The following is a 17,818-nucleotide window of genomic DNA, read 5'->3' on the forward strand; positions in this document are numbered from 1 at the left end:
CCTGCGTTTCTCTTTCTTTCTTCTACGATTTCAAAGAGCGGGGAGGACTTTCATCCTCCGGCATTCCGCCGCAGACGAGAAGAAAAACTGGACCCTTTCAAGAGGCGCCAGCCTATTCATCAGCTGCATCGGGATGCATCAAGGAGCGTAGCGCTGTCGAGCAGCGCTCGCCCCGTTCAGTGACGGGCGTTATATGGGCGGCTGGCCTCAGGTGTCAAGCGCCCTGTCGCAGAATTTTCAAACTTCCTCAGGACGCTCGACTTAGCCCCATTTACGGGGCTTTTTTTGCTCTCTGGACTTATCCACAGCCGCCTGATAATTTGATAACCAATTGGTATCTTTATATGGCTACGGGGGCTTGTAGATGCAAGACGAGGGTGCTCGCGAGGGCCAGATCCTGCGGTTTCTCAAGTTTCGCGGGCCGCAAAGCACGGATTCGGTCGCCCGCCACCTCGAAATCACGCTTCCGGGCGCCCGCAAGCACCTCCAAGCGCTCGTTCGGGTGGATCTGGTCGGCTTTTCCGACGAGACCGGCAAGGTCGGCCGCCCGAAACGCACCTGGCACCTTACCCCTCTGGCCGAGAAGCGCTTTCCCGACACTCATTCGGTCCTGACCCTTGAGATGATCGGCGCGGTGCGCGCCATTTTCGGCGAAAGCGGCCTCGACCGCGTCATCGCCAATCGCGAGAGCGAGACGGAGAGGCGCTACCGGGCCGCGCTCTCAGGCCTCGCCGGGACGGCCGACAAGGTCGCGAAGCTCGCCGAACTGCGCAGCGAGGAGGGTTATATGGCCGATTGGCAGGCGCTCACCGACGGCACCTTCCTCCTCGTCGAGAATCACTGCCCGATCTGCGCCGCGGCGCGCGCCTGCCAGGGTTTCTGCCGTTCCGAACTCGCCGTCTTCCGCACAGCCCTGGGGCCGGATGTGGCGGTCCAGCGCGCCGAGCACATCCTCGCCGGTGCGCGGCGCTGCGCCTATGTGATCGCGCCTTTGGCGCCGCACCGATGACGGTTGAGACGATTTCCCGCCAGACCGCGCAGCTCTTCCACATGAAGCTCGCCATGCGCGCGGCGGAGCAAAAATCCGGCGGCACCTATCTCGGCGCCTATCATTCGATCTTCTCGATCTCACAGATCGCCTCGCCCCTGCTCGGCACCTGGATCTATTCGGCGGCGGGCGGCCATGCGCTGTGGCTGATCTGCGGCGCGTTCAGCGCTCTCGCCGTCATGATGCTCTGGGCGTTCGGCCTCGGGCGCGAGCCACAGACCCTCGTTACTTCCTTGAAAGAGGCACAAAAATGACCGAAACGACGAACGCACGCGTCGACTGGCTGCAATTGTGGAGAAGCGGCGATCTCGCCCGTTTCTGTTTCATCAGCCTCGGCATCATGCTGCATGCCACCAACGAGACGATGGTGATGACCGTGATGCCGGCGATGCTGCGCGAGATCGAAGGCGTCCAATATGTGGGCTGGTCATTCGCCATCTATGAGATCGGCTCCATCGTGGCGGGTGCGGCGACCGGCAGGCTCGTTTCCTTCGTCTCGCTGCGCGCCAATCTGGTGATCGCGGCACTCCTCTTCATGGTGGGCTGCGTCGTCTGCGCGCTGGCCACCTCGATGCAATGGTTCCTGGTCGGCCGGCTGCTCGAGGGCTTCGGCGGCGGCGGGCTGGTGGCGCTCGCCTTCGTCTCGGTCGAGCGGCTTTTTTCCCGCGATATCTGGCCGCAGCTCTTTGCCATCATGTCGGTCATCTGGGGCGTGTCGGCCTTCTCCGGCCCCATGCTCGGGGCGCTCGCCGCCGAATATATAAACTGGCGCTGGGCCTTCGGCGTATCGGCGGTCGGCGGCCTAGCGATGGCGGTGGCCTCGCTGATCGTGCTGCGCATGCGGGCTGCTGGCGAAGTTGCCCCGGTGGCTGCGGGAAAGCCGCCCGCCTTTCCCTTCGAGGTGCTGGCCTGTCTCGCCGTGAGCGTCATCCTCATCGCGATGGCAGGGCTCGCTATCGCACCTCTGCGCTCGTCGCTGTTCCTGATCTCGGGCCTTATCGGAATCGGCCTCGTCTTCGTGCTCGATTCGCGCCGGCCCGAATCGCGCCTATTCCCGTCGCGTCCCTTCAACTGGCGGTCGCCGGTCGGCACCGGCATGACGATGATCGGCGCCTTCTCGGTGGCGACCTGCTCCTTCGGCCTTTATGCGCCCCTGATTCTGACGCAGCTTCACGGCGTGCCGTTGCTTACCTCGGGCTATATCATCGCGTCCGAATCGATCGCCTGGTCGGTGCTCTCCATCCTCGTCGCCAACACGCGGCCCGAGCGCGAAGGCCGCGTCGTCATGCTGGGCGCTCTGATGATCGCCGGCGGCGTTGTGGGATTCGCCTATGCGGTGCCGGCCGGCTCTCTGCCCCTCATCCTCTTCTGCGCCATCTTGCAGGGTGGCGGCTTCGGCATGGCCTGGCCATTCGTCACCCGTATGATCGTCGATGCCTCGCTGCCGGGTGAAAAGACCATCGCCTCCTCGGCGGTGCCGACCATGCAGCGCATGGGTTATGCGGTAGGGGCCGCCATTGCCGGAATCATCGCCAATGCCGGCGGATTCGCCCATGGCCTCTCCGCCGAAACCGCCCAGGGAGCGGCCTCCTGGCTTTTCATTGCCTTTCTTCCCCTCGCCGCGGTCGGCTGTCTCGCCGGCTGGAAAACCGCAAGAGGCTGAAAACTTTATTCAAATTTACGTACCGCCCTTTTCTTGCCATTTTTTGTCACCAGTTTTGCCATCTTCGGGGTCAGATACGGCGTAGCGGAATTAAGACTTCGGAAACTGTATCTTGTCACAATCTTTAATCGGAAAAGTGCCTAAGCCCATGGGTTAATTGAAGTCTTTGACGTGGAGCATCGTTAAAGGCGGTTGACTTGGGCAAATCGGAAAGGCAAATTCTGCCTGTTGCATCCAGGGGTGAGGCCCGGAGGCAGCCAAGGCGCGACTAAGTCGTAGAAACAATTTCGGGCACCGAAGCGGGTCGGTGCAGAAGGTTCAACTGGCCGGCGATAGCGAACGGCACACGATTAGGGGAAGCGGGTTTGATCGCGCGAGGGTATAGAAAAACCGGGAATCTGCCGGTCGCGGTGAACGGCGCCAGCCAGCCCGTGCATGTCGAGCAATTCGACACCGATTTCGATGATCCCTTTGCCGCCGAGCCCACCCGTACCTCTCATTGGCTCCTGACCACGTGCATCGCCGGCATTGCCGGAACTTTGGTTGTCGGCGCGGCCATATTGGGCTTTGTCGGCTCTACCGGTTATTCCAATGACGCCATGGCTTCGATCAGCACGCGCGAAGCGCAGCGCAGCAACATGGCGAGCAGCGGCTTTCTCGAATCCGTCACTCTGAGGCCCTTCGGCGAGTCGTTCTTCGACGAAGACGACGAGACGCCCGAGGTCTCGGGCGAATTCGTCGTTCCCCAGCGCGGTGTGACCGGCGAAGCTGTTTATCCGGGCATCAGCGCCGGTGACCTGCCCTATGGCGGCGGGCGCACCGTCGTGCTCGACGCCGAACTCGCGGTCGCCTCGGTCAATGCCGAAAACATCACCACCATATCCAAGACGCCTCCGCCGGAACCGGTCGACGAAACGATCCGCCTGGCCGCCGGGAGCACGCTTGTCGACGAGATCGTGAGTCGCGGCGTCACGCGTGAAGCGGCGCAGGCGCTCGTCGCTTCGATCGAGCCGGTTTTCCCGACCAAGCAATTCAAGGATGGCACCGAGTTCGAGTTGACCCTCGAGCAGCAGCAGGACTTCTATGGCCGCTATGTGATCTTCCCCGTGCGGCTCGCCTTCAGGCCGGGCCCGACCGAGAATATCCTCGTCGAAGCCGACGAAGACGGCCATTTCGTCGCCCGCATCGACGGCGAGAAGGAAGGCACGGCCTCCCGCTATGCCAATTACGATCATTTCCGCACCAAAGCGCGGGTCGGCTCGAGCCTCTATGCCACCGCCAAGGACTACAAGGTTCCAGATTACATAACCGCCGAGCTGACGCGCGTCTTCGCCTACGACGTCGACTTCCAGCGCCAGGTGAAGGCTTCCGACTCATTCGAGGTCTTTTACGGCAACCCGCTCACCGGCTCGTCCAAGAAGCGCAAGGTTCTGCACTATGCCCAGCTCACTCTGGGCGGCAAGACCAAGACCTATTACCGCTTCACCGATGCCGAAGGGCAGACCGACTATTATGACGAGCAGGGCCGCTCAGCCACCAAGTCGCTGCTCAAGACGCCGGTCTCCGGTTTCAAGCTGACCTCGGGCTTCGGCATGCGCCGCCATCCGCTGCTCGGCTATAACAAGATGCACACCGGCATCGACTTCGGCGCCCCCTACGGCACGCCGATCCGCGCCGCCGGCAATGGCAAGATCGAAGTTGCCGGCCGCTTCGGCGCTTATGGCATCGCCGTCAAACTCAAGCACAACGGCAAATACGAGACGCTTTATGCCCATATGAGCCGTCTCGCCGATGGCATCCGTGCGGGCGGCAATGTGCGTCAGGGCCAGGTGATCGGCTATGTCGGCTCGACCGGCCGTTCGACCGGCCCGCATCTGCATTACGAAGTCCGCATGAACGACCGCCCCGTCAATCCGACCCGCATCAAGGCGTCGGGCGGCCGCCAGCTTGCCGACAAGGATATGAAGACCTTCAAGGCGCTCAAGTCCCGCATTATCGCCATGATGAAGGTGGCCCCGACCGGCACCCGCGTCGCCCAGGTTCAGCAATAAGCCATCGGGATCCGGCCCCGGTCACATCACAGCCCACCCAAAAGCAAACGGCCGGACTTTCATGTCCGGCCGTTTGCTTTTCCATAGTTGGACTGAGATCAGTTGGATCCCGAATCTCCGCCTTCCGGTTTGGGTTCGGCTGTGCTGGGCGCTACGGCGGCAGTCACAGCCGCGACCGGCGCCGCGACGATGCGCTTGATTCCGCTCACCGCTTTGCTGACGGCCCTTCTGACGCTACTCGCCGACTTCTTCTTGGCGGCCTTCTTCTTAACGGCCTTCTTGGCCGGCCTCGCCGCCTTCGCCGCTTTGCTTGCCTTCCGGACTACGCGCTTCTTGACCGCTTTCTTCGCCGGCCGTTTGGCGGCCTTCTTTGCCTTCTTCGCGGCTTTCTTGTTCACGACACGTCTAGCCATTTGACGTTTCCTTCTGATCAGCAGGGCTCGATGCATGAGCCCAACGCTGTGAGTTCATCTGGGTTCCAACGCACGATTCGGTCAAGGACCGAAAAGCCAAACATTGCCACTTATGCGCAGCAAGCGTTATGCTAATCGAGATACAGCGCAACAACGAGCTGGCGAAGGAGACTCTGCACATGAAACTGAGCGCGCGCAATGTCCTCAAAGGCACCGTCGTCGAAATCAGCAAGGGCGCGGTGACGTCGCATGTCCGCCTCGACGTCGGCGGTAATATGGTGACCTCTTCGATCACCAACGAAGCGGTAGCCGACCTTGGACTGAAGAAGGGGATGACCGCCTATGCCGTCATCAAGGCCTCCGATGTCATGGTCGCGGTGGATTGATCCTTGCCGGCTTGCCGGCGCGGCTGCCCTACTTTTCATCCTGGCGAACCCGGTGGCGGCCGAGGACACGGCGGCTTGCGGAAAATTCAAGTGGCCGCTCAGTGTCGAGAAATCCTGGTTCGATGCCGTGAGCGATCTGAAGGCATATGCCTCGGGCGCGGCCGTCAGTCAGCTTTCCGAAGGTGCGTTGACCCTGGCGCTCAGGCCTATGGCCGAGATCACCTTCGCGCTTCCGCCCGAAGGCAAGCCAAAGCCCGACAAGACCTTGGGCGCCCTGCTCAACTTCACGAAGGTGACAAAGCCCGGCCGCTATCAGGTGACGCTGTCGGACGAGGCTTGGATCGACATCGTTCAGGCGGGCGCCTATCGGCCTTCCGGAGAATTTTCGGGGGTCCGTGACTGCCCGGATTTGCGCAAGAGCGTCCGCTTCGAATTCACTGATGCGCCGCTTATCCTGCAGTTGTCTGGCGCCTCGGCGCCCACGATCAAGGTCGCGATCCGGAAGGTGGAATAGGGCTGGAGAAAATGGCGCGTGACCACAAGGATCACGCGCCGAAGCCTCCGGATCGAGCCGCTTTGGCGAAGACATGCCCGGAAGGGAGGGGAGGATATCTTGCGGCTTCCCGGACTTCGTTATATTCAGTTGGATATAATGAAGTCAAGTAACGAGGGAACCATGCACGCCATTCGTAGAATACTGCTCAGCGCCGCCATCCTTGTCGGTTTAGCGGGCCACGCTTCGGCGGAAGCGGTGAATATCTTCGCCGCCGCCAGCCTCAAGAACGCGCTCGACGCCGTGTCGGAAGCCTGGAAGGCGGAAGCCGGCAAGGAAACGAAGAACACCTATGCCGCCTCCTCCGCGCTCGCCAAGCAGATCGAGCAAGGTGCGCCCGCGGATGTCTTCATCTCGGCCGATCTCGACTGGATGAACTATCTGAAGGAGAAGAAGCTCATCAAGGCCGACACGCGCAAGGAGCTGCTCGGCAACGCGCTGGTGCTCGTCGCCGCCAAGGATTCCGGCCTCAAGCTCGAACTGAAGGAAGGCGCCGATCTGGCCGGCGCGCTGGCCGGTGGGAAGCTCGCGGTCGGCGATGTGAAGGCGGTGCCGGCCGGCAAATATGCCAAGACGGCGCTCGAGAAGCTCGGCCTGTGGGCTTCGGTCGAGAAGAGCCTGGCGGAGAGCGAGAATGTCCGCGCCGCTCTGGCGCTCGTCGCCCGCGGCGAGGCCAAGCTCGGCATCGTCTATGCAACCGACGCCAAGGCCGAGAAAGAGGTCGAGGTGGTCGGCGTTTTTCCTCAGGACTCGCATGCTCCCATCGTTTATCCTGCGGCTGTGATTGTTTCCTCCAAGAACCCGGATGCCGAAGCTTTTGTCAGCTATCTCTCCTCCCCCAAGGCGCAAGAGATCTTTACCGCGCAGGGCTTCACCATCCTCAAGTGAGTGCTGTTGATGACGGGCCTCTCCGACGAGGATTGGACCGCCATCCTTTTGAGTCTCAGAGTGGCGAGCGTCGCGACGCTCGCCTCTTTGCCGGTGGGCCTGGTCCTTGCCTATATCCTGGCGCGTTGCCGCTTTCCCGGCCGCACCTTGCTCGACGGTCTCATCCATCTGCCGCTGGTGATGCCGCCGGTGGTCACCGGCTATCTCCTGCTCCTCTCCTTCGGCCGCAAAGGCCCGATCGGCGCCTTTCTCGATCAGTGCTGCGGCCTGGTCTTTTCCTTCCGCTGGACGGGCGCGGCCCTTGCCGCCGCCGTAATGGGCTTGCCCTTGATGGTGCGCGCCATCCGCCTCACCCTTGAAAGCCTGGACCGCAGACTGGAGCAGGCGGCCGGCACGCTCGGCGCCCGGCCCCTCTTCGTTTTCGCCACCGTGACCTTGCCCTTGGCGCTCCCCGGCATACTGGCGGGCAGCATTCTGAGCTTCGCCAAGGCGCTCGGCGAATTCGGCGCGACGATCACCTTCGTCTCCAACATACCGGGCGAGACCCGGACCATTCCGGCGGCGATCTACACCTTCACGCAAGTGCCGGGGGGCGATGCCAATGCGCTGCGCCTCACCGCCGTGTCGATCGTCATCTCGCTTTTGGCCCTCGTCGCCTCGGAAGTGCTGGCGCGCCGCCTCAATCGCCAGGTGGCGAGCTTCTCATGATCGAGATCGACGTCGTTCTGGCGCGCCCGGGCTTTACCCTCGCCGTGAAATTCGACGCCGGCCAGGGCATCACAGCGCTTTTCGGCGAATCGGGGGCCGGCAAATCCACCGTGCTCCACCTCGTCGCCGGGCTGCTCAAGCCGGACCGCGGCCGCATCTCGGTCAACGGGACGGTCTTCACCGACACGGGCGCCCGAATATTCCTGCCGCCGCATCGCCGCCGCATCGGCTATGTGTTCCAGGACGCCCTCCTCTTTCCGCATCTGAGCGTCAGACAGAATCTTCTCTATGGCCGCTGGTTCACGAAGGCGGAGCCGAACGGCATCACCCTCGATCAGGTCACCGAGCTCCTCGGCATCGCGGCCCTTCTCGAGCGGCGCCCGACGACGCTGTCGGGCGGCGAACGCCAGCGTGTCGCCATCGGCCGGGCGCTTCTCGCCTCCCCCCAAATCCTGTTGATGGACGAGCCGCTCGCCGCCCTCGACATCGACCGCAAGCGCGAGATCATTCCCTATATCCAGCGGCTGCGCGACGAACTCGATTTGCCGATCCTCTATGTCTCGCATGCGATCGAGGAAGTGGCGCGTCTTGCCGACCGGGTGATTCTGATGGCCGGGGGTCAGGTGAAGAGCGACGGGCCGCCGCAGCAGGTCCTGAGCCCCAAGGCCGGTCCCGGAGACGACCGCTTCGCCCGCGTCTCGATTCTTAGCACCAGCCAACCATCATATGACGCCGACTATCAGCTCACCCAGGTGAGCCACCCGGCAGGCAAGATCACGCTGGCGGGACGCCTCATTCCCCAGGACGGACCGATCCGCGTGCTTATCCGCGCTACCGACGTGACCATCGCACTGTCGAAGCCGCGCGAACTGAGCATAAGGACGGCCATGCGCGGCAAAATCTCGGCGATTTCCGAGCCGCTGGGCGCGGTGGTCATGGTCGAGATCGAACTGATCGGCGGCGAGATTCTGGCCGCCGCGGTGACCCGCAAGGCGGTTGACGAGTTGGGTCTCGGCGAAGGCGATCACGTCTATTGCCTGATCAAGTCCGTTTCGATCGACGACCGGCTGATGGCGACGCCCTAGAACTAGGGATTGAGCGGCGGCAGAGCGGCGGGAACCGAGACCTCTGCCTGGCGCGCCAGCCATTTGCGGCGCGCTTCCGTGATGCCCGAAAGAAGCTTGCCCGCGTCATAGGATCCGCTCCCTGGCCGCGCGGCGAAGAGCACGCTTTCGAGCCGCTCATATTCAGAAAGCACGGCGCCGTCGCCGCCGCTGCGCAGCCAGTCGCGCAGGGGCGCAGCCTTGACGCGGCCCGCCCAGGACTGGAGCGCTGCATAGACAGCCGTGCTCTCGCCGCCCCGGCAGGCGGCGACGAGTTGCTGGAATGCGTAAGCCTCGGACTGTTGGTAGCGCCGGCGGCGCGCCTGACGCCATCGGCCGACACCGGCCCAAAGGAGCGGCACGATCCAGAGGAGAAGACCAAGCGCGGCAAGGCCGGCGGCGCCCCAGGCCAAGGCCAGCCATGGAACTGGCCGTTTCGGTGCCGCCTCTTCCGTGATATCGGGCGGCTTGATAGCCGGCGTGAAGCCCGGCTGGGCGGCAACCGTCACCGTGACCTCGGGCGCCTTGGCCACTTCGTGCTTTTGGGTTGCAGGATCGTACCAGCCGATCTCGATGGCCGGCAGTTGATAGCTGCCCTCCTTCTCGAAAGCGTAGGTCACGCGGTCGACCCGCTTGCCACCGACCGGACCATTGCGCTGATCCTGATTGTCGCTGAGCACAGGATCATGCGGATAGAGGCGCACGCCGTCGGGTACCTCGAATTGCGGCACCGGGATCATCATCGCCTGCATGCCCTGGGCCTGGATGGTGATCGTGCGCACCAGTGTGTCGCCGGCTTTCAGGCCTTTCGGATCGCGGTCGAGATCCTGCGTCACCGTGATTTTTGCCGCAGCGGCGCCCCCGCCCGCCGGCGCGCCCGCGACCATGAAGGTCAGCGGAGACAGTGTCACCGAACCCTCGCTCGTCTGACCGGGAACCGCCGCGTAGCTGAAGGTGATGCGAGTCTGAGGCAAGGTGAACTCGCCCGCGGCCTGCGGCGTCACCAGATAGGTCCGGCGTATGCCGGCATAGCTCTCACCACCAATTGTCTCGACCAGATTGACCGCCCCCGTATCGGGCAGGGTGACGATGGCATTGGGCAGATCGAAGACAGGGAATTTCGGTGCGGACAGGAAGAAGTTGGGCACCAGCACATCGACCTGGATCTGCACCTGCTGGCCGGGAACGATCGGCGGCTTGGTCAATAGTTCGACGCGCGCTAGAGGTTCGCCGGCACGCAACGCGCCTACCGCCGCGAGCAGGAACAGCAGAACAGCAAACAGGCGCCGCATCATGGCTTCGTCCCCTCTGCCTCGATGGCGAATTTACGCGCCAGGAGATCGGTGGGCGTGACTTGAATATTGCGCATCCACATCTCGGCCGTCTGCTGGGCGAGATCGACCTTGCCGGCCTCGCCCTTGCTGCCCTTGTTGTCAAACTGGACCGAGTCGGGCTTGAGATTAGGGCCTTGTTCCTGCTCCTTCTCTTCCTCCTTGCGATCGGCGATGATCTTCTCGACCAGCGCCAGATTGGCTTTCGCCTCGGGCCAGTCGGGGCGTGATTTCAGAGCTTCCCGATAACTCGCCGCCGCATCGTCGAGCCGGTCGAGATGAGCGAGCGTATTGCCCTGATTATAGGCGCTCTCGGCGCTTCTCACTTGCGCGAAGGCATCGACCGCCTCGGCGAAATGTCCGGCACGGTAGAGCGCCACGCCGCGCCACATCGGATCGGCGAAATGCGCCGCCGCCTTTTCATAGTCGCCCTTCTCGAAGGCGAGCCTGCCCTGCTGATCCGGCGTCAGCCACATGCCGATGAAATCGATATCGGCGGCCTGTGCCCTACCGGGGAGAAGCAGGCCGCCGGCGAGCAAGGCCGTCACGGCCCATTGCACCGACCAGCCGCGACGGAACCAGAAAGCGCCGAAGCCGGCGATGGGGATGGTCAGCCACCAGCCGGCATCGCGCCAATGTGTCTGGCCTTCCGCCAGTTTCGCTTCAAGATGCGTGCGGATGCGCTGCGTGATCCAGCGTATGTCGCTGTCGTCCGGCGTGATCGTGGCGACCGCAATTCCGGTGTCGCGTCCGAAACGGCGCAATTGCTCGACATCGAGCTTGGCCAATATGCGCCCCCCCGCATCGGAGAGATATTGTCCTTCGCCGGTCTTTACCGGTCCGCCTTCGGCGGTGCCGACACCCAGGATCATGATTTCATTGTTGCCGCCCTGACGCTTGAAGGCGTCGAGCGCTCCGGGCTCCACGCCATCGGTGAGGAACAACATGGTGCCCGGCACGTCTTCGCGCGCCAATCCCTGTTCGGCGACTTTCAGAGCTTTCGCCGTGTCCTTGCCGGCCACCGGCATGATGCGGGTCTGGAGCGCGGCCACATAGGTATTGACGAGGCCGGCATCCTCGGTGAGCGGCAGTACCATATGGGCGCTGCCGGCATATACGAACACGGCGGTGCGGGCACCCGGGCGCCGTTTCAGGATGTCCTGCACCTTGAGCTTGACCCGTTCGAGGCGCGAGGGGGTGATGTCGATCGCATCCATCGTCGGCGACAGATCGATGACCAGCGCAAGCGGCGCCTTGTCTTCGACGAAGGGTGGCCGCTGGCGCTGCCAGGTCGGGCCTGCCGCGGCAATGGCGCCGAGCGCCAGGAAAAGCGCGATGAAATGCACCGGCTGCCAGCCCCGTCCGCTCTCACGGTCGATCAGGAGACGATCGAGCAGATGCGGCGCGATCATGTCCTTCCAGCGCGTGCGCGCATCGCCACGCCGGCTGATCAGCAACACAAGCACCAACGCGGCGGGAATGACAATGAGCCACCACGGCCTGAGGAAATGAAAATCGCCGATCATGGCGCCGCCCTCGCCCGCTCCCCGAGGCTCGCGCCGAGCCAAGCAAGCAGATGATAGAGAAGCACCAGCAGGACGGCCGCACCGAGCGGATAATGAAAGAGCTCGATGACCGGGCGCCAGGATAAAGTCTCCTGATTGGCGGGCGTGATCTCGTCGAGCGTCGTGTAGATCTGGGCAAGCTGTGTCTGGTCCTGGCCGAAGAAATAGCGCCCGCCGGTCGCCACCGAGATTTTCTGCAGGCCCGCCACATCGAGCTTTTCCTCACCCGTTGCGTCCGGATCACCGATGCCGACCGTGTGGATCACGATCCCGTTCTGCGTGGCGATGTCGGCGGCGCGGTCGGGCGGCATGCGGCTTGCCGTGTCATTGCCGTCGGTGAGCAGGATGAGCACCTTCTCCGGCGCCTTGCTGTCGGCGAACATCTTGATCGCCAGACCGATGGAATCGCCGAGCGCGGTGCGCGGCCCCGCCATGCCGGGCAGCGCTTCCTCGACCATCAACTGGACCGTCGCATGATCGAGAGTGAAAGGCACCAGCGGATAAGGCGCATCGCCGAAGGCGATGAGACCCAGGCGGTCGCCTTGCCGCTTCTTGATGAAATCGCCGACCACTTGCTTCACAGCGGCGACCCTTGTCTCCGTTTGCCCGGCGGGATCGCGGAAGTCGCGCGTATCCATGGATTGCGAAAGATCGAGCGCCAGCATCAGGTCGCGTTGCGGCTCGGTTTTGGTGATCGGCGGCTCGACATATTGCGGCCGCGCCAGCGCAAGCACGATAAGCAGCCAGCAGAGTGGCGCCAGCAGACGCTGCGCCCAGTTGCGCCGTGGAACTATCGAACCTTCCGTCGGTTTCACCCCGGCCGCTTCCGCAACCTCATCGAAGAACGGGATGCGCAACGCCGCGACCGTCTTGCGATAGGCGGGCACCAGCCACCACACGAGGATCGGTAGCGGCAGAACGGCAAGGAGCCAGGGCTGGTCAAGCTGATACATGATGCCTCTCGATCCAGCGGCGCGCCGCGGCGGCGAAGCGCCTCGCGTCGCTTTCGGCGATGGCGGAAAGATCGCCGGGCGCGTGATATTCCAGGTCATCGAGGAGCCGCGATGCCGGGGGAGCGGAGAGCTCACCACCATCATTCTGCTTCAGGAAATCGACCCAGGCTTTGCCGCTGAGCGACGCCGTGGCGGTGCGCGGCCAGGCCCTGAGCGCCACACGCTTCAGAAGCTCGGCGATGCCCGCGACCGCCTCGGCGCGGCCATGATCACCGCTGAGCGTCGTCTCGAGACGGGCGAGCTCCGCCAACGCCTCGCGGCGATATCGATTGGCCACATAGCGCCGGTGCCGGCGCAACAGCGTCCAGGCGATCAGCAGCAGAAGAAGGAATGCCAGAGCCAGCCAGCCCCAGGTCTGCGGCATCCACGAGATGGGTTCCGGCAAGACGATGTCGTTCAGCTTCTCCAGCGCCAGCCGGGTGAGGGGATCGGGTCCGGGCGCGGTCTGCTCCATGTTCAGCGCCGGCGCTGCCGCCAGGCCAATTGGCCGAGCGTGCGACGCAGTTGCGGTGCGGTCTCTTCCGCCGTCGAGACGAGCAGCATCGGCAGCCCGAGCTCCTGCTGCCAGGCGAGCAATTCCTCGCCATGACGCCTGGCAAAATCGGTGATGCCACTCCTCACCTTGCCGTGGGCCATGGCGAGTTCCGCCTGCAGGCTGCCGCCCGAAACGACGATATCGCCCGACTGCGGCAGCTCGAGCATGAAAGGGTCGTAGACGAGCATCGCGACCACGTCGTTGCTCACGGTGAGCCGCAGCAGAATATCGCGGGTGCGCGGCCCATGGCCCTCGAAATCGCTGATGATGACCACCAGGTGATCATGCTGCGCGACATTGGCGACGGCTTCGAGCACGCGGTCGAGCTGCTCGGTCCCGCGCAGTTCGGTCGAGTCCGCGTTCAGCTTCGCATTCTGCCGGGCGATCGCCGTGGCGAGCCCGATCACCGCGGTCCGGCTGCGCTGCGGCTTCAGCTCCTCTATTCGGTTGTCGTTGAAAATGAAACCGCCGACCCGGTCGCCGAGCGTCATCACCCGCCAGGCCGACAGCGCCGCCGCCTCGGCCGCGGTGACGGATTTCATGTTCAGGCGGCTGCCGAAGAACATGTTGAGGCGCTGGTCGACGACGATCAGCGCCGGACGATCCTTCTCCTCGTCATAGACACGGACGAAAGGCTTGCCGGTGCGCGCCGTCACCCGCCAGTCGATGGTGCGGATATCGTCTCCCGGCAGATAGTTGCGCAGCTCCTCGAAGGCGAGACCGCGTCCGCGCATCTGCGAGGCGTGACGGCCGGCGAGCAAACGATGCACCGGCTGCTTGCGGAGGAAACTGAAGTCACGGGCCTGGGCTTCGAGCGCCACGAGGCTCTCGACCGTCACATGGACGCCCTTGTCGGCGACGGGCGTTTCGGCACGCCGCAGCTGAACACCCTTCGCTCGTCCGAGTGCCGCCAGGGAGAAGCCCATTCATGCCTCCGATTCAATCAATCTGGCGCGGGATTGTTGCGAAAAACCGGTGTCCACTTTTTCGCATCCCGCGCTAGGCAACCGCCACCAGCTCGACGACGCGGTCGATCGCCTGGTCTGCACTTACCCCCGCCGCATGCGCCTCATAAGAGAGGATGAGGCGGTGGCGGAACACATCATGCACTACCGCCTTCACATCGTCGGGACTTACGTAATCGCGGCCCGAGAGCCAGGCCTTGGCGCGGGCCACCTTGTCGAGGCCGATCGAACCGCGCGGGCTGACCCCGACCTGGATCCATTGGCCCAGATCCTTGTCAAGCTTCTCGGGTTCGCGCGTGGCATAGACCAGGGCCACGATATAATTCTCGACCGGTTCGGCGATCGTAATCTTCCCGATCTCCTGGCGTGCCGCGAATATCGTCTTGGGATCGAGCTTTGCCGGCGCCGCTTTCTTGTTGCCTCCGCTCTTGCTCTGGTTCTCGCTCTCGTTCTCCTCGCCGCGCACAAGCCGCATGATCGCCGCTTCCGCCGCGCGCGCCGGATAGTCCACTTGCACATGCATGAGAAACCGGTCGAGCTGCGCCTCGGGCAACGGATAGGTGCCTTCCTGCTCGATGGGATTCTGCGTCGCCATGACGAGGAAGAGCTGGGGCAGGCCGTGGCTTTCGCCACCCACCGTCACCTGGCGCTCCTCCATCGCCTCGAGCAGGGCCGACTGCACTTTGGCAGGCGCGCGGTTGATCTCGTCCGCCAGGATGAGATTGGCGAAGATCGGCCCCGGCTGGAACTTGAATTCACCCTTTCCGCCTTCGCTGAAATAGACCTCCGAGCCTGTGATGTCGGCAGGCAGAAGATCCGGGGTAAACTGCACTCGCGACAGCTTGGCGTCGAGATTCTTGGCGAGGCTCTTGATCGCCCTGGTCTTGGCGAGGCCGGGAAGCCCTTCGACCAGCAGATGTCCGTCGCTCAGGAGCCCGAGCAAAAGGCGCTCGACCATGCCTTCCTGGCCGATGATCAACTGGTTGATGCGCTTGCCCAGCTCGACGATGTCGTCACGTGCCGTCATTGCCCCTCTCCGCTGGTGAACCATTCATAATAGGCGTTGCTGCTTCGGGCTGCGGTGATCTTGTCCATCTGGCTCTGCCAGCCCCGACGATCGCCGATATAGGCGTAGACGCCGGCCTGGTAGAATGTATCGAGGAGATCGCGCTCGCGCCGCATCTCGGCCTGGAACACAGCATCGCCGCCGATGACCGGCGGATCACGGCGCAGTGCGAAGAGCTCGATCAGAACAAGCACGAAGGCATCGGGCCTGACCCAGGGTGCATATTCGATGCGCGGTCGGTCGTCGGTGACGGCGGGTGCCGAACCGGCGAAGCGGATAAGCCCGTCACGGTCGCTGATCCAGGTGGCAAGCAGCGCCGCCGGCGACGATATCCCAACCTCGGCGAGCGCAGCGCGAATCTCCGGTTCATTGAACCGCCGCGTGATCGTCGCGAGATCGAGCCGCATCGGCTCGAAGGAGCCGATCAGCAGCATCTCATGCAGTTCCGTCGTCCACAGCGTGGCATGGGGAAAGACGTCGATGAAGCTCTTCACCAGCGAGCGGGTGTCGTCTTCGTTCTGAGTGGGCAGCGGCAGCCACTGCGCCACCATGCCGCCGGAGGCGAGGCGTGTCGCCGCCAGCCGGTAGAAATCGGTGGAATAGAGATTGGCGACGCCCGCCGCCGAGGGTGGCGGCGGTTCGAGCGTAATGAGGTCGTAGGTGTCCGCGCTCTGCAGGAGCTCGCGGCGCCCGTCGCGCAGGCGGATATCGAGCCTTGGATCCTGCGGCGCGCCGTAATTGCCGGTAAAGCTGGCGGCGGCGCGGTGCACGCTGGGCAGCAACTCCGCCGCCACCCGCCGCTCGAGACTTGGCACAGTAAGCAACGCGCCGGCGGTGATCCCGGTGCCGAGGCCGACGACCAGCGCCGATCTCGGCTCGCCTTGATGGATGATGAGCGGCAGCAGCGCCTGCAGCCGCATATAGCGCAGCGACGGCAGTGAATCGCCGGTATTGGAGACGCCCTGGATATAGAGTCGCCGGAAGGTCCCCTTGCCGCCTTTCTGTTCGACCACCGCCACCGTGGCGCCCCGCCCTTCTTCATAGAAGACGATCTTGCCCTTGCGGGCGGCGGGTAGCAGCGTCGCGAGCTTGTCCGTGGGAATGACGGCAGCCGTCAGGCAGATGGCGATGGCGGCCGCGAGCGTGGCGGCCACGAGCCGGCCGTTCTGCCGCCGCCACAGGACAGCGAAGAGGCCGATCGCCGCCGCGGTGATCGCGAGCACCGCGAGCGTGCGCACCAGACCCAACTGCGGCACCAGCACGAAGCCGGTCAGCACGGTACCGGCAATCCCGCCCAGCGTATTGAGAGCCGCCACCGCGCCGACCCCTTGCCCGACATGGCCGTCGGCGACGATGAGGCGAAGCGCCGCCGGGAAAGCGGCGCCCAGGAACAAGGTCGGCAGGAAGACGACGGCCAGAGCGGCGACGGCGAAGCGCGCGCTCATGCGGGCGAGGTCATTCTCGCTCAGCGCCCATGTCGCCCTTTCGGCAAGCGTCTGGAGATCGATCAGCCAGTCGCCAAGCAGGGCCATCTGGAGGAGTGCGGCGAACCCGGCAAGGGCGATGAGCAGGCCGAAGATGCCCCAGGGATCGCGGACCCGATCGGCCCAGCGCGCAAACAGGGCCGCCCCCAAAGCCAGGCCGGCCAGATAGGTCGCGAGCACGACCGAGAAGGCGAAGGCGCGTGTGCTCATGAACTGCACGATCGCCTGCGACCAGACGATCTCGTAGCCAAGCGCCACGCCGCCCGCCAGCGCATAGAGCACGATGGCGAGTTTCGCATCGCGTGAAAAACCGGCCGCCTCCTTCGTCTCGAGCGGAGACGGCGTGGCGCCGCGATCGGCGAGGACAGCGCCCAAAGCCGCCAGGAGCCCGATGGCGGCAGCGGCAAGGCCGGTGCCCTTGATGCCGAGGCTCGGGATGAACAGGAAGGAGGAAAGCAGGGCTCCGGCAATGGCGCCGAACGTATTGGCGGCATAGAGCCCGCCGCCATTTCTGCCGATGGTCGCGGCAGACGCCGTCAAGGCGCGGACCAGCACCGGCAGCGTGCCGCCCATCAGGAAGGCGGGAAGTCCGACCAGGGCGAAGACCATCAGCCAGGCCAGTAGTTCCACATTCGTCGCGAGCGCGGCGAACCAGGGCGGCGCCGCCGCCAGCAGCCAGGTCGCGGCAACGCCCAGCACCGCAACGCCGGTCTCGAGCCCGGCATAGAAGAGAAATGGCCTTCGGATCCGGTCGGCCAGGCGTCCCAGCGCAAGACCACCAAGTGCAAGCCCGGCGAAGAAGGCGCTGACCCCGACCGTGACGGCGAAGATGTCGATGCCGACCACGAGCGAAAGCTGTTTGATCCACAGGATCTGGAAAGTGAGCGCGGCAAGGCCGGAGCCGAAGAGCAGCAGCGCCGGCCACAGCGCGCTCGAACGCGCTGCCTGAGGAAACCCGGTTGCGCGATGCCGCCTCACGTTACCGATCGCGGCTCTCATGCCGGACGGCCCAACGCCACCCACTCATCTTGCCCCACCATGGAGAA

17 protein-coding genes are annotated in these 17,818 nt (G+C 64.1%); 9 read left to right on the top strand and 8 right to left on the bottom strand.

The genetic code is table 11. The features are described from left to right. The first annotated feature begins 364 nt into the window (after positions 1-364). The 4 genes from G5V57_RS04690 to G5V57_RS04705 all read left to right on the top strand — a co-directional run bounded on the left by G5V57_RS04690 (position 365) and on the right by G5V57_RS04705 (position 4,762). Entirely contained in the window at positions 365-1,009 is a 645-nt protein-coding gene (locus G5V57_RS04690) for a metalloregulator ArsR/SmtB family transcription factor (RefSeq protein WP_165166417.1), read from the top strand. Then, positions 1,006-1,302 (top strand): MFS transporter, encoded by a 297-nt coding sequence (locus G5V57_RS04695; RefSeq protein ID WP_165166418.1) that lies wholly within the window; start codon positions 1,006-1,008, stop codon positions 1,300-1,302. The genes G5V57_RS04690 and G5V57_RS04695 overlap by 4 nt, the downstream gene beginning before the upstream one ends. After that, the gene (locus G5V57_RS04700) at positions 1,299-2,711 is read left to right on the top strand and encodes an MFS transporter (RefSeq protein ID WP_165166419.1); all 1,413 of its coding nucleotides are present in this window, start codon (positions 1,299-1,301) and stop codon (positions 2,709-2,711) included. Before G5V57_RS04695 ends, G5V57_RS04700 begins: the two co-directional genes overlap by 4 nt. A 365-nt stretch (positions 2,712-3,076) precedes the next feature. Next, a complete protein-coding gene (locus tag G5V57_RS04705; RefSeq protein ID WP_165166420.1) occupies positions 3,077-4,762 on the top strand; it encodes a M23 family metallopeptidase in 1,686 nt (561 codons plus the stop codon). Between the two features lie 98 nt (positions 4,763-4,860). Here the strand turns inward: G5V57_RS04705 and G5V57_RS04710 are convergent, their stop codons facing one another. Further along, positions 4,861-5,175, bottom strand: a complete 315-nt coding sequence (locus G5V57_RS04710; protein ID WP_165166421.1) for a hypothetical protein — start codon at positions 5,173-5,175, stop codon at positions 4,861-4,863. A 179-nt stretch (positions 5,176-5,354) separates the two neighbouring features. Between G5V57_RS04710 and G5V57_RS04715 the strand changes: the two genes are divergently transcribed. The 5 genes from G5V57_RS04715 to modC all read left to right on the top strand — a co-directional run bounded on the left by G5V57_RS04715 (position 5,355) and on the right by modC (position 8,795). Further along, a complete protein-coding gene (locus tag G5V57_RS04715; protein ID WP_165166422.1) occupies positions 5,355-5,561 on the top strand; it encodes a molybdopterin-binding protein in 207 nt (68 codons plus the stop codon). Beyond that, entirely contained in the window at positions 5,539-6,075 is a 537-nt protein-coding gene (locus G5V57_RS04720) for a hypothetical protein (protein WP_165166423.1), read from the top strand. The genes G5V57_RS04715 and G5V57_RS04720 overlap by 23 nt, the downstream gene beginning before the upstream one ends. A gap of 162 nt (positions 6,076-6,237) precedes the next feature. Further along, positions 6,238-7,002, top strand: a complete 765-nt coding sequence (gene modA, locus G5V57_RS04725; protein WP_165166424.1) for a molybdate ABC transporter substrate-binding protein — start codon at positions 6,238-6,240, stop codon at positions 7,000-7,002. Between the two features lie 9 nt (positions 7,003-7,011). Beyond that, entirely contained in the window at positions 7,012-7,710 is a 699-nt protein-coding gene (gene modB, locus G5V57_RS04730) for a molybdate ABC transporter permease subunit (protein ID WP_165166425.1), read from the top strand. Next, positions 7,707-8,795 carry a molybdenum ABC transporter ATP-binding protein gene (gene modC / locus G5V57_RS04735; protein ID WP_165166426.1) on the top strand — a complete coding sequence of 363 codons (1,089 nt, stop codon included), beginning with the start codon at positions 7,707-7,709 and terminating at the stop codon, positions 8,793-8,795. Before modB ends, modC begins: the two co-directional genes overlap by 4 nt. Before the next feature lie 2 nt (positions 8,796-8,797). Here the strand turns inward: modC and G5V57_RS04740 are convergent, their stop codons facing one another. The 7 genes from G5V57_RS04740 to G5V57_RS04770 form a co-directional block, all read right to left on the bottom strand. After that, on the bottom strand, positions 8,798-10,108 hold the full coding sequence (locus G5V57_RS04740; protein WP_165166427.1) for a BatD family protein: 1,311 nt from the start codon (positions 10,106-10,108) through the stop codon (positions 8,798-8,800). After that, complete coding sequence (locus G5V57_RS04745; protein WP_165166428.1) at positions 10,105-11,670, bottom strand: VWA domain-containing protein; 1,566 nt, start codon at positions 11,668-11,670, stop codon at positions 10,105-10,107. Before G5V57_RS04745 ends, G5V57_RS04740 begins: the two co-directional genes overlap by 4 nt. Beyond that, positions 11,667-12,662 (bottom strand): VWA domain-containing protein, encoded by a 996-nt coding sequence (locus tag G5V57_RS04750; RefSeq protein WP_165166429.1) that lies wholly within the window; start codon positions 12,660-12,662, stop codon positions 11,667-11,669. The genes G5V57_RS04745 and G5V57_RS04750 overlap by 4 nt, the downstream gene beginning before the upstream one ends. After that, complete coding sequence (locus tag G5V57_RS04755) at positions 12,649-13,176, bottom strand: DUF4381 domain-containing protein (RefSeq protein WP_165166430.1); 528 nt, start codon at positions 13,174-13,176, stop codon at positions 12,649-12,651. The genes G5V57_RS04750 and G5V57_RS04755 overlap by 14 nt, the downstream gene beginning before the upstream one ends. Before the next feature lie 2 nt (positions 13,177-13,178). Next, a complete protein-coding gene (locus G5V57_RS04760; RefSeq protein ID WP_165166431.1) occupies positions 13,179-14,183 on the bottom strand; it encodes a DUF58 domain-containing protein in 1,005 nt (334 codons plus the stop codon). A gap of 73 nt (positions 14,184-14,256) precedes the next feature. Further along, positions 14,257-15,249, bottom strand: coding sequence for a MoxR family ATPase (locus tag G5V57_RS04765; RefSeq protein WP_165166432.1), 993 nt, complete (start codon positions 15,247-15,249; stop codon positions 14,257-14,259). Next, positions 15,246-17,771, bottom strand: coding sequence for a fused MFS/spermidine synthase (locus G5V57_RS04770; RefSeq protein WP_206530199.1), 2,526 nt, complete (start codon positions 17,769-17,771; stop codon positions 15,246-15,248). Before G5V57_RS04770 ends, G5V57_RS04765 begins: the two co-directional genes overlap by 4 nt. Positions 17,772-17,818: the final 47 nt, after the last annotated feature.

Origin of the sequence: Nordella sp. HKS 07 (genome assembly GCF_011046735.1) — a bacterium.
Taxonomy (GTDB): domain Bacteria; phylum Pseudomonadota; class Alphaproteobacteria; order Rhizobiales; family Aestuariivirgaceae; genus Taklimakanibacter.

Excerpts from the sequence above, each read along its gene's own strand:
- G5V57_RS04770 (WP_206530199.1), bottom strand. The coding sequence starts at position 17,771 with ATGAGAGCCGCGATCGGTAACGTGAGGCGGCATCGCGCAACCGGGTTT.
- G5V57_RS04755 (WP_165166430.1), bottom strand. The coding sequence starts at position 13,176 with ATGGAGCAGACCGCGCCCGGACCCGATCCCCTCACCCGGCTGGCGCTG.
- modB (WP_165166425.1), top strand. The coding sequence starts at position 7,012 with ATGACGGGCCTCTCCGACGAGGATTGGACCGCCATCCTTTTGAGTCTC.
- G5V57_RS04710 (WP_165166421.1), bottom strand. The coding sequence starts at position 5,175 with ATGGCTAGACGTGTCGTGAACAAGAAAGCCGCGAAGAAGGCAAAGAAG.
- G5V57_RS04715 (WP_165166422.1), top strand. The coding sequence starts at position 5,355 with ATGAAACTGAGCGCGCGCAATGTCCTCAAAGGCACCGTCGTCGAAATC.
- G5V57_RS04720 (WP_165166423.1), top strand. The coding sequence starts at position 5,539 with ATGTCATGGTCGCGGTGGATTGATCCTTGCCGGCTTGCCGGCGCGGCT.
- G5V57_RS04760 (WP_165166431.1), bottom strand. The coding sequence starts at position 14,183 with ATGGGCTTCTCCCTGGCGGCACTCGGACGAGCGAAGGGTGTTCAGCTG.
- G5V57_RS04745 (WP_165166428.1), bottom strand. The coding sequence starts at position 11,670 with ATGATCGGCGATTTTCATTTCCTCAGGCCGTGGTGGCTCATTGTCATT.
- G5V57_RS04695 (WP_165166418.1), top strand. The coding sequence starts at position 1,006 with ATGACGGTTGAGACGATTTCCCGCCAGACCGCGCAGCTCTTCCACATG.
- modA (WP_165166424.1), top strand. The coding sequence starts at position 6,238 with ATGCACGCCATTCGTAGAATACTGCTCAGCGCCGCCATCCTTGTCGGT.
- modC (WP_165166426.1), top strand. The coding sequence starts at position 7,707 with ATGATCGAGATCGACGTCGTTCTGGCGCGCCCGGGCTTTACCCTCGCC.
- G5V57_RS04750 (WP_165166429.1), bottom strand. The coding sequence starts at position 12,662 with ATGTATCAGCTTGACCAGCCCTGGCTCCTTGCCGTTCTGCCGCTACCG.
- G5V57_RS04740 (WP_165166427.1), bottom strand. The coding sequence starts at position 10,108 with ATGATGCGGCGCCTGTTTGCTGTTCTGCTGTTCCTGCTCGCGGCGGTA.
- G5V57_RS04765 (WP_165166432.1), bottom strand. The coding sequence starts at position 15,249 with ATGACGGCACGTGACGACATCGTCGAGCTGGGCAAGCGCATCAACCAG.
- G5V57_RS04700 (WP_165166419.1), top strand. The coding sequence starts at position 1,299 with ATGACCGAAACGACGAACGCACGCGTCGACTGGCTGCAATTGTGGAGA.
- G5V57_RS04690 (WP_165166417.1), top strand. The coding sequence starts at position 365 with ATGCAAGACGAGGGTGCTCGCGAGGGCCAGATCCTGCGGTTTCTCAAG.